General features: G+C 72.1%; 14 protein-coding genes. 5 read left to right on the top strand and 9 right to left on the bottom strand.

Annotated features, from left to right (window positions below; translation table 11 throughout):
- Positions 1–8: 8 nt before the first annotated feature.
- From ACZ4Z4_RS07490 to ACZ4Z4_RS07465, 6 genes are all read right to left on the bottom strand, one after another.
- Positions 9–1,217 (bottom strand): cytochrome P450, encoded by a 1,209-nt coding sequence (locus ACZ4Z4_RS07490; protein WP_468323551.1) that lies wholly within the window; start codon positions 1,215–1,217, stop codon positions 9–11.
- A complete protein-coding gene (locus ACZ4Z4_RS07485) occupies positions 1,214–1,825 on the bottom strand; it encodes a GTP-binding protein (RefSeq protein ID WP_468323549.1) in 612 nt (203 codons plus the stop codon). The genes ACZ4Z4_RS07490 and ACZ4Z4_RS07485 overlap by 4 nt, the downstream gene beginning before the upstream one ends.
- On the bottom strand, positions 1,803–2,159 hold the full coding sequence (locus ACZ4Z4_RS07480) for a DUF742 domain-containing protein (protein ID WP_468323547.1): 357 nt from the start codon (positions 2,157–2,159) through the stop codon (positions 1,803–1,805). The genes ACZ4Z4_RS07485 and ACZ4Z4_RS07480 overlap by 23 nt, the downstream gene beginning before the upstream one ends.
- Positions 2,156–2,572 (bottom strand): roadblock/LC7 domain-containing protein, encoded by a 417-nt coding sequence (locus ACZ4Z4_RS07475; RefSeq protein WP_362989547.1) that lies wholly within the window; start codon positions 2,570–2,572, stop codon positions 2,156–2,158. Before ACZ4Z4_RS07475 ends, ACZ4Z4_RS07480 begins: the two co-directional genes overlap by 4 nt.
- On the bottom strand, positions 2,569–3,918 hold the full coding sequence (locus tag ACZ4Z4_RS07470; protein WP_468323545.1) for an ATP-binding protein: 1,350 nt from the start codon (positions 3,916–3,918) through the stop codon (positions 2,569–2,571). Before ACZ4Z4_RS07470 ends, ACZ4Z4_RS07475 begins: the two co-directional genes overlap by 4 nt.
- Before the next feature lie 454 nt (positions 3,919–4,372).
- On the bottom strand, positions 4,373–5,455 hold the full coding sequence (locus ACZ4Z4_RS07465; protein ID WP_468323543.1) for an aminotransferase class V-fold PLP-dependent enzyme: 1,083 nt from the start codon (positions 5,453–5,455) through the stop codon (positions 4,373–4,375).
- Between the two features lie 313 nt (positions 5,456–5,768).
- On the opposite strand from ACZ4Z4_RS07465, the gene ACZ4Z4_RS07460 reads away from it, so the two are divergent.
- The 5 genes from ACZ4Z4_RS07460 (at position 5,769) to ACZ4Z4_RS07440 (ending at position 10,491) form a co-directional block, all read left to right on the top strand.
- Positions 5,769–7,610, top strand: a complete 1,842-nt coding sequence (locus tag ACZ4Z4_RS07460) for an APC family permease (RefSeq protein ID WP_468323541.1) — start codon at positions 5,769–5,771, stop codon at positions 7,608–7,610.
- A 314-nt stretch (positions 7,611–7,924) separates the two neighbouring features.
- Positions 7,925–8,128, top strand: a complete 204-nt coding sequence (locus ACZ4Z4_RS07455; protein WP_280850343.1) for a cold-shock protein — start codon at positions 7,925–7,927, stop codon at positions 8,126–8,128.
- A gap of 179 nt (positions 8,129–8,307) precedes the next feature.
- Positions 8,308–9,789, top strand: a complete 1,482-nt coding sequence (locus ACZ4Z4_RS07450) for a DEAD/DEAH box helicase (RefSeq protein ID WP_468323538.1) — start codon at positions 8,308–8,310, stop codon at positions 9,787–9,789.
- Between the two features lie 44 nt (positions 9,790–9,833).
- Entirely contained in the window at positions 9,834–10,118 is a 285-nt protein-coding gene (locus ACZ4Z4_RS07445) for a CBS domain-containing protein (protein ID WP_468323535.1), read from the top strand.
- 55 nt (positions 10,119–10,173) lie between these two features.
- Positions 10,174–10,491, top strand: a complete 318-nt coding sequence (locus ACZ4Z4_RS07440) for an SCO5918 family protein (RefSeq protein ID WP_468323534.1) — start codon at positions 10,174–10,176, stop codon at positions 10,489–10,491.
- A gap of 585 nt (positions 10,492–11,076) precedes the next feature.
- Here ACZ4Z4_RS07440 and ACZ4Z4_RS07435 read toward each other — a convergent pair.
- The 3 genes from ACZ4Z4_RS07435 to ACZ4Z4_RS07425 all read right to left on the bottom strand — a co-directional run bounded on the left by ACZ4Z4_RS07435 (position 11,077) and on the right by ACZ4Z4_RS07425 (position 13,812).
- Positions 11,077–11,943 carry an alpha/beta fold hydrolase gene (locus tag ACZ4Z4_RS07435; RefSeq protein ID WP_468323531.1) on the bottom strand — a complete coding sequence of 289 codons (867 nt, stop codon included), beginning with the start codon at positions 11,941–11,943 and terminating at the stop codon, positions 11,077–11,079.
- Positions 11,940–12,566, bottom strand: coding sequence for a TetR/AcrR family transcriptional regulator (locus ACZ4Z4_RS07430; protein ID WP_468323528.1), 627 nt, complete (start codon positions 12,564–12,566; stop codon positions 11,940–11,942). The genes ACZ4Z4_RS07435 and ACZ4Z4_RS07430 overlap by 4 nt, the downstream gene beginning before the upstream one ends.
- A gap of 109 nt (positions 12,567–12,675) precedes the next feature.
- The gene (locus tag ACZ4Z4_RS07425) at positions 12,676–13,812 is read right to left on the bottom strand and encodes a glutamate--cysteine ligase 2 (protein ID WP_468323526.1); all 1,137 of its coding nucleotides are present in this window, start codon (positions 13,810–13,812) and stop codon (positions 12,676–12,678) included.
- Positions 13,813–13,937 lie beyond the last annotated feature (125 nt).

The following is a 13,937-nucleotide window of genomic DNA, read 5'->3' as shown; positions in this document are numbered from 1 at the left end:
TGGTCCCTTCAGACGGATGCGGCGGTGGGGAAGAGGACGGGCAGGGCGGACAGCGCCCGGTGGAAGGGCCCCGGGCGCCAGATCAGGTCGTCGGGGGCGGCGGCGAGGTCCATCTCGGGCAGCGCGTCGATCAGGTGGGTGATGGCGGTCTCGGCGATCAGATAGGCGTGCGGGCGCGCGGGACAGGCGTGCGGGCCGGTGCTCCAGGAGAGGTGGGCGCGGTTGCTCGCGATGCGCTGGTCGCCGAGGGCGGGGTCGTTGTTGCAGGCGGCCATCGAGATGACGACCGGCTGGTGCGCGGGCAGCAGGAAGCCGTCCACGTCGACGGGGTGCGGCGGATAGCTGATGCAGTAGTTCGCCAGGGGCGGGTCGGTGTAGAGCACCGTGTCCAGCGCCTCCCGCACGGAGGAGCCCCCCGCGTGCAGGTCGCCCGAGAACTGGTCGTCGACGAGGATCCTGAGGACGGTGTTGGCGATGAGGTTGGTGAGGGGCTCGATGCCCGCGCCGTAGAGCGTGACGAGCTGGTGCGCCATCTCCACGTCGTCGAGCTCAGCGGCGTGCGCGAGGAGCCGGGAGGTGATGTCGTCCCCGGGCTGCCGCCGGCGCAGGGCCACCAGATCGGCGACGGCCCCGGCGAGGATCTCGTTGCCGGCGGCGGCGTCCACCCCCTCGAAGATCTTGGCCATGCCGTCGGCGATGCGGCGGCCCACCTCGTCGGGGCAGCCGAGCAGGGCGCTCAGCACCTGGAAGGCGATGGGCCAGGCGTACTGGGTGAGCAGATCGGCGCCCTCGGAGTCGCGGAACCCGGCGATGGTCGCGTCGGCGACCCGCTCCACGAGCGTGCGCAGCTGGTGCTGGTCGACGGCGTCGATCGCGGCGGTGTTCGCCGACCGGTAGCGGGTGTGCTCGGGACCGGACGAACGCAGCGCGTTCGGGCGGTACTCCATCATCGGGCGGACCGGGCATGTCTCGGGGACGGACTGCTCCCACACCCGCGGGTCGGCCGGGAACCGCAGCGGGTCGTTGAGGATGCGCCGCGCCTGGGCGTAGCCGATGACGAGGGTCGCAGGGACGCCGGGAACGAGGTCCACCGGAACGAACGGCCCGAACTCGGCCCGCATCCGCGCGTACGCCGCGTGCGGATCGGCCGCGAACCCGGCGTCGTACAGGGCTGTCCGGCGCTCGGTCGCCGCGTCGGTCGTGGTCGGGCTGGTCACGGGCGGGGCTCCAAAACAGGTGCGTTCAGTTCGGACAGGTACTCGCAGAGGGTGATCAGGGCCAGCACACTGGAGGTGCCCTCACGCGCGTCGCACGTCGTCAGAGGCGTGTGCGGGTCCAGGTCGAGGGCCTGCCGGATCTCGTCCAGGTCGTAGCGCGGCGCCCCGTCGAACAGGTTGACCGCCACGGCGTACGGCGTGCCCTGTTCCTCGTGCAGCGCGAGGATTTCGAACGAGGCCTCCAGGTTGCGGGTGTCGACCAGGACCAGCGCTCCCAGGGCGCCCTCGGTCAGCCCGGCCCACATGGGGCGGAACCGCCCCTGGCCGGGAGTGCCGAACAGATACAGCACCAGGGAGTCGCTCAGGTGCAGGCGGCCGAAGTCCATGCCGACGGTCGTGGTCGTCTTCCGCGGCGTCCGTGCCAGGTCGTCCACCCCGGCACTGGCCTGGGTGATCCGCTCCTCCATGCGCAACGGCGGGATCTGGGAGACGCTGCCCACGAACGTCGTCTTGCCGACGGCGAAGCTCCCCGAGATCACGATCTTCGCGGACCGGGTCACGCCGGGTGGCACATAGATGAGGCCGTCAGACGAGGGCGCGGAGACCACGCAGTACCTCCTGGAGCAGATCGGTTTGGGGTTGGTCGTCACCGGCGGCGACAGGGCGCGTCAGCAGGCCTTCGTCGATGAGCGTGGAGACGAGGATGCGTACCGTGGAAGGCGGGAACTCCAGGGCGGCCGCGATGTCCGCGACCGCCAGGCCGCCGCCCCCGGCGTGGGTGAACAGGCCCATCACCCGCCGGGCGTCCGCCCCGAGGCCCTCGCTCGGCCCGCTCGCGGCGATCACCACGGTCTCCAGGCGCACCGCCGGATCGGCGCGGACCCGCCCGTCGGTACGGACGTACGGCCTGACCAGGTCCGGGTCCCGCCGCGGTCCGCTCACGTCGTCGGCAGGCCGAACTCGGAGGGCTGCCGCGGCGCGACCTTCATCTCGTGACCGACCCGCTGCGCCAGCTCCAGCATGTGATGGGTGATCAGGCCGATGTCCGCGTCGGGGCCGCTGGTCTGCACCGACAGCATGGTGTTGCCGCCGGCCTGGGTGATGAGGCCGACGTGGTTGGTCAGCTCGATCAGCGCCTGCCGGGTGCCCCCGCCGCCGGTCTCCTCGTCGTAGGCGAGCGCGGCGGCGCGGACGGCCGCGGTGATCGCGGCGAACTTCTCCGCCTCGTCCTGGCCGATCCCGGACGTCCGGGAGTGCAGCAGACCGTCGGAGCTCATCAGCACCGCGTGCCGGACGCCGTCGAGGGACCCCAGTGATCGGTCCAGCAGCCAGCCAAGTTCGTTGCCGGTGGTCACGGTCGGGCTCCTTCGTGCGTGGTGGTCGGTTCTTCGGTGCGTGCGCTGCGGGTCCCCTGCGCCCAGGCGGCGGCGATGGAGGGCCGCCCCGGCGCCGCGGCCTCGGGCGACGAGGCCCGCGGGCCGGCGGTGGCGGACGTCCGCGGCCGGCCGGCGGCCGAGCGGGACCGGACGGTCAGCCCGCTGGCGGTGGTGCGCCTGGCGGGGGCCGGCTCGGCGGCCGGCGGGGGAGCGGGCGAGGGCGCGGCGGACGCGGTCAGCAGGCTCTTGGGGAGGAACATGTACACGCGCGTGCCGCCGAACGGGTTCGGCGCCTCCAGGTCGATCCGGAAGCCGTAGTCGGCGGCGAGGGCCGCGGCCGCCCGCAGGCCGGTCTGCGGATGCGCGCCGAGCTGGTTGATGTCGTCGCGCCGCGTACCCGTCAGGATCGTCCGGGCCCAGGTCAGCTGCTCCTCGTTCATGCGCAGACCGGCGTCGTCCACGATGACCGAGACGCCGTGGTGGCCCTCCTGGAAGGCCACGTGCACGCGCGCGGAGGAGGGGGAGTAGCGGACGGCGTTGTCCAGGAGGACCGCCAGCGCGTGCACGACCGGGCCGACCGCCCGGCTGGTCAGCGTGACATCGAGCTCCTGGTGCTCGACGCGCTCGTACTCCTCGATGCTGCCCATCGCGGCCCGCACCACATCGGTCAGCGGGGTGGCCGGCCAGCGGCGCGACAGCTTGCCCCCGGACAGGACCACGTAGTTCTGGGCGACCAGCAGCATCTGCTGGGTGGGGTGGTCGATGCCGACCAGCGTCTCGTACGCCTCGTCGCCCTCGTGCCGCCGCACACCGTGGCTGACCCGCTGGCTCAGCTTCGAGGCCATGCCCACCATCGCGGAGGAGACGGCACGCACCGCCGCCCTGCTGGACTCCTCGGCACTCTGCCGCGCGCGGGCGACCTCTTCCCGAGCGCTCTCCCGGACCTCGTCGATCTGGGCGCTCGTGCTGGTCTGCGCGTCGTACTGGACCTTGCGCACCGTGTGGGCCGCGGAGTCGGCCAGCTCCGCGAGGCGCTGTGCGAGTGCCGTGTTCACCAGCGCCTCGGGCAGTTCGATGTCGACGCCGTGGCCGGTGCCGAGGCGCTCCGCCTCGGCACCCAGCCGGGGGATCACACCGGAGGCGAGCTGCGCGAGGACGGCCTCGGTGGCGCGCTGCCGCCCGGCGATCTCCTCGGCCTCCCTGCGGAGGCGGCCGCTGGTGGCGCGTTCACCTCGGTACTGGTCCCAGAACCGCCAGGCCGCGCCGCCGGCGGCCAGGGCGAGAACCGAGGGCACCACGGTGGTGGCCTGTATCAGGTCTGTCATCACGTCCTCTAGAGGTCTCATGGGGGTGAGGCGGCCAGGTGCCGCCGACTGGACGGGGTGACTGTGGCGGTGCGCGATGTGCCGCGGCCCGACGGGCGGCGCCCGGTGCGCACGACTGCCACGGAGTGGGGGGCCCGCCCGGCAGCCGCACGGGCGGTGCGGCCGGACCCGCGGCGGACCGGGCCGCCACGGGGCGGGTGCGACTAGGGCGTCTGTGGGAAGCCGAGCCAGTGGGCGCATCGAGGCCGTCTCGATGGCCCGACCTGTCTCACTGCACTCATCAGCACTTCCTGGCTTTCCTCGGCCGCGGCAGACTTCCCGCGGCATACGTTTTCGGCCAATTGGCTTCTGAAAAGAGCCAGTTGGCGTCGCGCGTCAACGATATCTTGTCGTGTTCATCGCTCGTGGTCCAGATGAGCCGAGGCCGGGGCGGGGGCCGTGCGGAGCGCCCCGGTCATCGCCCGTCCAGCAGCGGGCGCAGCGCCGCCGCGAGGCGTTCGTACTCCGTGGCTCCGTTGTAGATCTGCCCGCAGACGCGGATGCCGCCGCCACCCGGCCAGGCCCAGACCAGCACGCGGAAGCCGAGGCGGCCGGCGATCTCCTCGCGCAGCGCCTCCGCCTCGGGCTGGGTGCGGGCCAGGCCCGGCGGCAGCCGCAGCGCCCGCATGGCCAGCCGCTCGTCGGCGGGCAGGGTCCGCAGCCCCGGCAGCGCCGCGAGGAGTTCGGCGCCGTAGCCGGCGAGCAGGCCCGTGTAGTCGGCGGTGGCCCGGTACTCGACGGCGCGGGGGAAGCCGCGGCCGTCCTCCCAGGAGGGCACGGGGGCCGGCACCCGGTCCCGGTGGGCGGGGGCCACGGCGAGCACCGCGCTGCCCGGCGGGGCGTACGCCCACTTGTGCAGGTTCCCGAACCAGAAGTCGGGTGCTCCGGCGAGGGGGTCGGGGAGCATGCCGGGGGCGTGGGCGCCGTCGACCACGGTGGTCACGCCCCGCGCCGCGAGGTCGGCGAGGAGCGCGGGCGTGGCGATGGGCCGGGCGGTGGGCGAGCTGATCTGGTCGAGCAGCGCGACCCGGGTGCGCGGGGTGAGGCCGGCGAGCACGGCCTTGCGCACCGCCTCCGCGTCGGCGAGCGCTGGATCGAGGGACACGGTGTGGACACGGGCCCGGCGGGCGGCGGCCGCGACGACCGTGCCGTAGCCGTGGTCGGTGACCAGCACCTCGTCGTCGGGCGTGAGCCGCAGGGCGTCGAGGGCGAGCCCCGCGGCCTCGGTGGCGTTGGTGACGAGGGCGATTCCGTCGGGGTCGGCGCCGAGGTGGGCCGCGATGCGGGCGCGCGCCTCGGCGAGCCGGTCCGGGACGCCGAGGAAGAAGGCGTCCGGATCCGCGGCGGCCTCCTCCGCCAGGCGCCGGTGGGCGCGGGCGACGGGGACGGGGACGGCTCCGAAGGACCCGTGGTTGAGATGGGCCACATTGGCGCTGAGCCGGAACAGCTCGGCGCCGCCGGGGAATTCGGCGGGGGCGGTGGGGGTGGTTGGGGGCACGTCGACGATCGTCTCAGGCAGACGGTGGCGGTGGCAGGCGTCCGCCGGCACCGCTTCTTCGGATGGCGCGTTCTCGCCCCCGGAGCCGTCCACGTCCATGGGGTGCCGTCGACGTCCCTGGTGCCGTCCACGTCAGAGCCGCGTATGGAATGCGGCCCACGCCATGAAGGACCCGTAAGGGACGGGTTCCCGCCGGCCCGACCCGACGGAACCTGAACGCACCTGCCCCATGCCCGAAGAACTGCCCCAGCGGGTGCTTACAGCCCGAGAGGGCGCGCAAAGCCCGAGAGGGCGCGTGAAGGAGTACGCGTACATGGCCGTCCTGACAGTCGAGCCCGGCACCGCCCCGGCCGCCGAAGAACCGCCGGACACCGGCGAGAAGCACCGGCTGACCGCCCTCACCGGACTCGCCGCCCTCTCCCTCGACGCGATGGCGTCCGTGGCGTACGGACCCGAGGCGATCGTCCTCGTGCTCGCCGCGGCGGGCGGTCACGGCCTCGGGTGCACGCTCCCGGTGACCCTCGCGATCGCCGGTCTGCTCGCCGTCCTCGTCGCCTCGTACCGTCAGGTGATCGCCGCGTTCCCGGACGGCGGCGGCTCCTACGCCGTGGCCAAGGCGCATCTGGGGCGCCGGACGAGCCTGGTCGCCGCTGCCTCGCTCGTCCTGGACTACGTGCTGAACGTCGCGGTCGCCGTCACCGCCGGCGTCGCCGCGCTGACCTCCGCCTTCCCGGCCCTCCACGACGACCGGCTGGTCCTCTGCCTGGGAGTGCTCGTCCTGATCACGGCCGTGAACCTGCGCGGCGTCGTCGAGTCCGCGAAGGTCTTCATCGCGCCCACAGCGGTCTTCGTCGTCGCGATCTTCACGCTGATAGCCGTCGGCCTCTTCCGGGACGCCCCCGCCTCGACCGCCGCCGCCGAAGGCCATGCCGCCGTCCTCACGGAGAACGCCACCACCGTGGGCGCCCTCCTCCTGCTCAAGGCCTTCGCGGCCGGCTGCTCGGCGCTGACCGGCGTCGAGGCCATCGCGAACGCCGTGCCCGCGTTCCGCGAGCCGCGCGCCAGGCGCGCCCAGCACGCGGAGATCGCCCTCGGCGGTCTCCTCGGCGCGATGCTGATCGGCCTCGCGGTGCTCATCTCCCGTTTCGGCCTGCGGCCGGTCGACGGCGTCACCGTGCTCGCCCAGCTCGCCGACGCCTCCCTCGGGCACAACTGGGCTTTCTACGTCATCCAGTTCGCGACCGCGGTGCTGCTCGCGCTCTCCGCGAACACCTCCTTCGGTGGCCTGCCCGTCCTGCTCAAGCTGCTCGCCCGCGACCACTTCCTGCCGCACGTCTTCGCCCTGAAGGCGGACCGCCAGGTGCACCGGCACGGCGTGCTCGCGCTCGCCGCCGTCTCGGCCGCGCTGCTGCTGTTCTCCGGCGGCGACACCAACACGCTCGTCCCGCTCTTCGCGATCGGCGTCTTCGTCGGCTTCACCGTCGCGCAGACCGGCATGGTGCTGCACTGGCGGCGCGAGCGCGGCCCCAGGTGGCGGGCCAAGGCGCTGCTCAACGGCGTCGGCGCCCTGCTGACGGGCGTCAGCGCGATCGTCGTGACCGCCACCAAGTTCCACGACGGTGCCTGGCTCGTCGTGGTCGCGCTCCCGCTGCTCGTGCTCTCCTTCGAGACCGTCCACCGCGCGTACGCGAGGATCGGCGAGCGGCTCGGCATCGGCCGGGTGCCCGAACCCCCGCACCGCGACCACTCGTTGGTCGTCGTCCCGGTCGGCGGGCTCTCCAGGCTCACCGGTGAGGCGCTGAACGCGGCGGTGTCGCTCGGCGACGAGGTGCGGGCGGTCACCGTGACGTACGACGAGCCGGAGGACCGCGAGGCGGCGGCCGCGCTGCGCCGCGACTGGGAGCTGTGGAACCCGGGAGTCGACCTGATCGAGCTCAGGTCCCGGCACCGCACGGTGGGCCGCCCCGTGGCGGAGTACGTCAGGAGGATCTACGACTACCACCCGGGCACCCGGGTCACGGTCCTCATCCCCGAGACGGAGCCGGCCCACCTCTGGCAGCGCATCCTGCAGAACCAGCGGGGCACGGTCGTCGCCCACGCCGTACGCCGGGACACGGACGCGGCGATCTGCCGTCTGCGCTTCCGGCTGGCGTGAGGACAATTTCTCGAAACGTCGGGTCCCGGACGAGCAATATATGAGACCGCCGTATGAGGGTTTAACGACCCCCGCAGTGAGGGTTTTCAGTACAACGGAGCAGCGGGATTTTCCGCCGTGTGCAGGCCCCCTTGAGCGTGCTACTGTCGATCTCAGTTGCAGTTGTGGTTCCCGAACTTCAAGTGCCCCTGACCGGCCCTGCCGGTGGGAGCACTCTTGTATTTCCGGTCATTTTTCCGGGCGGGGTCAATCATCACGGCGACACGGTGTCCGCACAGTGCGGACGCCGATGTACTGCCCCAAGGAGATATGACATGGCTACTGGCACCGTGAAGTGGTTCAACGCGGAAAAGGGTTTCGGCTTCATCGAGCAGGACGGTGGCGGCGCCGATGTGTTCGCCCACTACTCGAACATCGCCGCCCAGGGCTTCCGTGAGCTGCTCGAAGGCCAGAAGGTGAGCTTCGAGATCGCGCAGGGCCAGAAGGGCCCGACGGCCGAGAACATCGTTCCCGCCTGACGCTGACGCGCACTTTGTAGCTGGGGCCCGCATCCTTCGGGGTGCGGGCCCCAGCTGCATTCTTTTTAGCGTGAAGCATTTTCGCATTCACGTTCCATTCGGTCCATTTCTTGTGATTCTCTGTGCCGCTCATCGCCGGAAGAATTCCTTGATATGCACCGCATCGAGGAAGGTTCCGCATGAACCGCACACGTACGAACGACCGATTCGCCCGCGCCCGCAACGGTGGCGCCGATGCCGGAAAGAGCGGCAGTCGCTTCGGAGCGGCGGCCCCGCGCCGATCCGGTGGGACCGGTGGCTACAGCCGTCGGCCCGCCGCTCCGCAGGGTGAGTTCGCTCTCCCCAAGACGGTCACCCCGGCGCTGCCCGCCGTGGAAGGCTTCGCCGATCTCGACATGCCCGCGCCGCTGCTCGCCGAACTCGGCAGGCAGGGTGTGGCCGTACCCTTCCCGATCCAGGGAGCGACGCTGCCGAACTCCCTCGCGGGCCGTGACGTCCTCGGCCGCGGGCGCACCGGCTCCGGCAAGACCCTGGCCTTCGGCCTCGCCCTGCTCTCCCGCACCGCCGGACAGCGTGCCGAGCCCCGCCAGCCGCTGGGTCTCATCCTGGTCCCCACCCGCGAGCTCGCCCAGCAGGTGACCGACGCGCTCACCCCCTACGCCCGCGCCGTCCGGCTGCGGCTGGCCACGGTCGTCGGCGGCATGTCGATCGGCAGGCAGGCCGGCGCGCTGCGCACCGGCTCCGAGATCGTCGTGGCGACCCCGGGCCGGCTCAAGGACCTCATCGACCGTGGCGACTGCCGTCTGAACCAGGTGGCCATCACCGTCCTCGACGAAGCCGACCAGATGGCCGACATGGGCTTCATGCCGCAGGTCACCGCGCTCCTGGACCAGGTACGCCCCGAAGGGCAGCGGATGCTGTTCTCGGCCACCCTGGACCGCAACGTCGACCTGCTGGTCCGCCGCTACCTGACCGACCCCGTCGTCCACTCGGTCGACCCCTCGGCCGGTGCGGTCACGACGATGGAGCACCACGTGCTGCACGTCCAGGGCGCCGACAAGCACACGGCCACCACCGAGATCGCCGCCCGCGACGGCCGCGTGATCATGTTCCTGGACACCAAGCACGCCGTCGACCGGCTGACCCAGGACCTGCTCGACAGCGGTGTACGGGCCGCCGCGCTGCACGGCGGGAAGTCGCAGCCGCAGCGCACCCGCACCCTGACACAGTTCAAGACCGGGCACGTCACCGTGCTCGTGGCCACCAACGTCGCCGCCCGCGGCATCCACGTCGACAACCTCGACCTCGTCGTCAACGTGGACCCGCCCACCGACCACAAGGACTACCTGCACCGCGGCGGCCGTACCGCCCGTGCCGGTGAGTCCGGCAGTGTCGTCACGCTGGTCACCCCGAACCAGCGCCGCGGCATGGTCCGCCTGATGTCGGACGCCGGGATCCGCCCGCAGATCACCCAGGTCCGCTCCGGCGAGCCGGAGCTGGCGCGCATCACCGGCGCCCAGGCGCCCTCGGGCATCCCGGTCGTCATCACCGCGCCGGTCACCGAGCGCCCCAAGCGCGGCACCGCCGCACGCGGTCGCCGGCGCCCCGCTTCGGCGGCCCGACGCGCCGCCCAGCGGCCCGCTGTCGACACCGCGGCGTAGCTCCTTCCGGCTCCCGACACCAACCCCGCCTTCAGGAGGCACCTTTGACGCTGGTTCAGAAGCATTTCCGGCCGGTGGACGCCGAGCCCGTACGCGGACCGTCCGTCGACGCCGCGGTCGAGACGGGGCCTCGGGTATGGGGCGACATGACCGTCGAGGTGGCGCTGTCCGTCATGGTCGGCGCCCGCGTCGGGCACCTGCTCGTCTGCGACGACGACGGTCGGCGCACCGGCCTGGTCACCAGGGCCGGGCTCACGGCCGTCCGTGACGGCTCCGGCTATACGGACCTGATGCGCCTGCGGGACCTCACCGCCGCCCCCGTCCACTGAACCAGCCCGCCACGGGCCGCCCCGACCATCCTCCCCACCCCTCATGCGAGGTCTCATGCGCTGTGTCATCGCTCGCTTCCCGTTCGACCTCACCAAGAGCGGGGTGCTGGCAACGATGAAGGGCGTCAAGCCCGAGCCGGTCACCGGCCAGTCGGTGATCATCGGGCGCCGCCACTACCCCGTCAAACAGGTCGGCCAGGTCATCACCCGCCAGGACCCCCGCGATTTCAGCGCGAGCGAGGTCCTCCGGGCCATGACCCAGCTCGGCTTCACCTGCCGGACCCTTCCCGCGGCCGTCACGGTCGCCCCCGCCGGGGTCTTCAGTCCGGTCGAGCGGGCTTCCGCCCTGTTGGGCGCCCCCCTGCCGGCCTGACCGCCGGAGCAACCATCAGAACAGCAGTGAGGGCCTGACCGGCACGTGCCGGTCAGGCCCTCACCGCGTTCGGCATCCATAGATCAGCGGGCCCGATTACCTCATCGAGGGACAACGAAAAATCTATGCTCGCTGGAGTAGACATTGGATGCTCACCCGTCTATGGTTTCTTCCGTAGCTGAGATCGAGAAAGGCCCGGCAGACACGAACTGCCGGACAGCGGTACGGCGGTGGGGCTCGGAGCCGGAGTGGATCGGGATGGGCGACGGGCCGACTGCCGAAGTGGCGCTGTGAGAGGCCACGGATGAGTACAGAGAGGGAAGAACGGAGGAAACGAGCGCCGTCAGGATCGCCCGGGGGGAATCTGCACCCGGGTACCGCAGGACATCGATAGGCAGGTGGTCTACGGTCACGCATCCGCGATCCCCGCACCCCCGTCAGTGCGACGGACGGCCGTGCGGATACGGAAAGCCGACGCGACACTGAGGTCGGCAGATGGTGTTGCAGTTCCTTCGGGCCCCGGTGCCGCACGGCACCGGGGCCCTCCAGGTGCCCGGCGCGTGTCGTCCACCCGCAGCCCGCACGTCATGATCGGGTGCTCGCTCCTTCGAGGAACGGGACGATCGCCTCGATGAAACGCTCGTTCCGATCCCCGACCACCATGTGTCCCGCACCCGCCACCTCGACGCATCGCGCGTGGGGGACACCGGCGCAGAACTCCTCGGCGATGTCCTGTCGCACCACGTCGCTGCTCCCGCCGCGGACGAGCAGGACCGGCACGTCGGCCCCGCGCGCGGCGTCGAGGAGGCGCTCCGCCATGCCGGGCGGGTCCATCCGGTCCTCGAAGCCGTCCAGCAGCCGGGGGTCCCAGTGCCAGACCCAGCGGTCGCCGTGGCGGCGCACATTGGTCCGTATCCGCTCGGGGTCGTCCGGGCGCGGCCGGTGGGGCAGGTAGGCGGAGACCGCCGCGGCCGCTTCCCCGACGTCGGCGAATCCGTCCGGCCGGCGGCGCATGAACGCGACGATCCTGCCGGCCCCGCGGAGGTCCGGCCGATGGGCGACGTCGACGAGGACCAGCGCGCGGACCGCCGCCCCGGGCGGCTCGCCGGCGGCCAGCAGCGAACCGAGGCCGCCGAGCGAGGCGCCGACGAGCACCGGGCGGCCGCCGAGGGTGGTGACGAGCGCCCGGATGTCGTCGGCGAACACGTCGAGGTCGTAGCCACCGTCGGCCGACCACTCGCTGGAGCCGTGCCCACGCAGGTCGGGGGCGACGACATGCCACCCCAGGGCGGCCAGGTGGGAGCCGGTCCGGTCCCAGGCGTGCCGCGTCTGGCCGCCGCCGTGCAGCAGGAGAAGGGGCGGCGAGGACGCCTCGCCCCAAACGTCCGCCACCAGGCGGATGCCGTCGCGGCCCACGAAGCGCCGGGTCCGTGGCGCGGCGCCGGGCTTCATGCCGTGCCCCGGGTCCGCAGCGGCGCCAGCAGCTCGGCGCGGCAGGGGTCCGAGGCCGCCGCCGCGAGCGCGACGTCCAGTGCGAACAGGGCGCGTGCCAGGAACTCTTCGGCGTCGATCAGGTCGGCGACCCACTGATGCAGTGCGCCCACGCACGAGGCGGCGACGGTGGCCGCCAGCGCGTCGGTGTCGATGTCGGCCCGTAGGAGCCCCCGCATGCGGGCGTCCGCCATCGTGCGGCGGAGGTGGCCCAGCGGACTGCGGTCGAACACGAGGCCACTCGCCTGCCACTCCCGCACCATGCGACGCGACACGACCGGGTCGTCCACGAACAGCTGGACGGTCGACCTGACGACGTCCCGCGGGTCACCGGCTCCCGACACCGCGAGGCGGCGCTCCAGCTCGTCCATGAACCCGGCGGCGAGCGCCTCCCAGACCTTGTCGCGCGGCCCGATCAGGTTGTACACGGTGGCCGGGGCGACGTGCGCCCGCTCGGCGATCCGCTCGGTGCTGATCACCGCATCCGGCCCGTCCCGCAGGAGCGCGCGCGTCGCTTCGAGAATCAGGGACCGGCGCCGGGCCTTGTTCTGCTCACGCAGCCCGCCCCCTTCGGTCTTCCGCATACGCGTCCACCCCTCCGCCGCGGCAAAAATCTTTAGAGGCCCCTCTAAAGATAGAGGGGCCTCTAAAAGTAGGGGAGTCTCTAAAGATGTCAAGAGGGGGCGAGGCCGATCACGTCAGCTGTGTGCGACGTACGCACTCCGTGACCACGTCCCGCAGGCTGCCCGTCCGGTGCAGCAGGTCCCGCTGGATCCGGGCTCCGTTGCCGTTCTTCAGAAGGTCCGCCGTGGCCCCGCGCACCAGGTCGAGGTCCCCGGTGTCCTCCAGGGCGTCCCGCACGTGGTCGACGAGCACGCGCACCACCTCGGCGCTCGACTCGGGCCGCATGGTCACGGGGTGCAGCAGCGTGTCGTCGAGGCCGGAGCGCGCGGCCCGCCACGCGGCGAGCCGCAGCAGGTCGATGCCGTGCGCCAGCGGCGGCCGGCCGGCCCGCCACTCCCGCGCCGCCGTCTCCACCAGCGCCCGCGCCAGCGTCGCGACCAGGACGGTCGACGACGCTTCCAGGCAGACGTCGGCGACCCGGATCTCGACCGTGGGGTAGCGGTGGGAGAGCCGGGCGTCGAAGTAGACCATGCCCCGGTCGCGCAGCACCCCGGTGGCGACCATCTGGGAGACCTCTTCCTCGTACCGCGCGGCGGAGCCGAAGAGCTCCGTGGGGCCCGCCATCGGCCAGCGGCCCCAGACCCTGCTGCGGTAACTGCTGTACAGGCTGTCGTTGCCCTGCCAGAAGGGCGAGTTGGCGCTCAGCGCGACCAGGACCGGGAGCCAGGGGCGGACGCGGTCGATGACGGCCACCCCCTCCTCGTCCGACTCGACCGACACATGGACGTGGCAGCCGCACGTCAGCTGCTCCTGCGTGGTCAGGCCGAACTGTTCCTCCATCCACTGGTAGCGGCTGCCCGTGTTGATCGACGGGCTGACCGGCAGGGGAGAGGTGGCGAGGGCGGCGACCGCGGCGCCCACGTCGCCCGCGTGCCGCGCCGCTTCCCCGCGCCACCGGACGATTTCCTCCGCGAGGCTGTCCATGCTCGTCCGCGGCTGCGTCGCGAACTCCAGCTGCTGACTCTGGAGCTCCTTCTCGAACGCCTCGTCCTCGGGCTCGCGGTAGTCGTCGGCGTGCCTCTCGGTGCCGGGGCGCTCCCCGGTGTCCCTGGCCGCCCGTGCCAATACCGCCGAGGAAAGGGCTCGCGGTTCCCCGCTCTCGCGGTCGACCAGGAGAAGTTCCTCCTCCACTCCTACAGTGCGCAAAGGAGCCTGCCTCTCTGTCCTTGACCGTCCGGGCTGTGGTTTCCCCCGTACCCCCGCTTTCTGTTCGCATCCGTACGGTGGAGCAGGTGTTCGTCGGATGTTTCAGCGGGAGCACTTCGGCAAAC

It is taken from the genome of Streptomyces sp. NPDC030245 (assembly GCF_055572995.1).
Note: the sequence above shows the minus strand (reverse complement) of the source record. Positions and strands in the feature narration are given on the sequence as shown.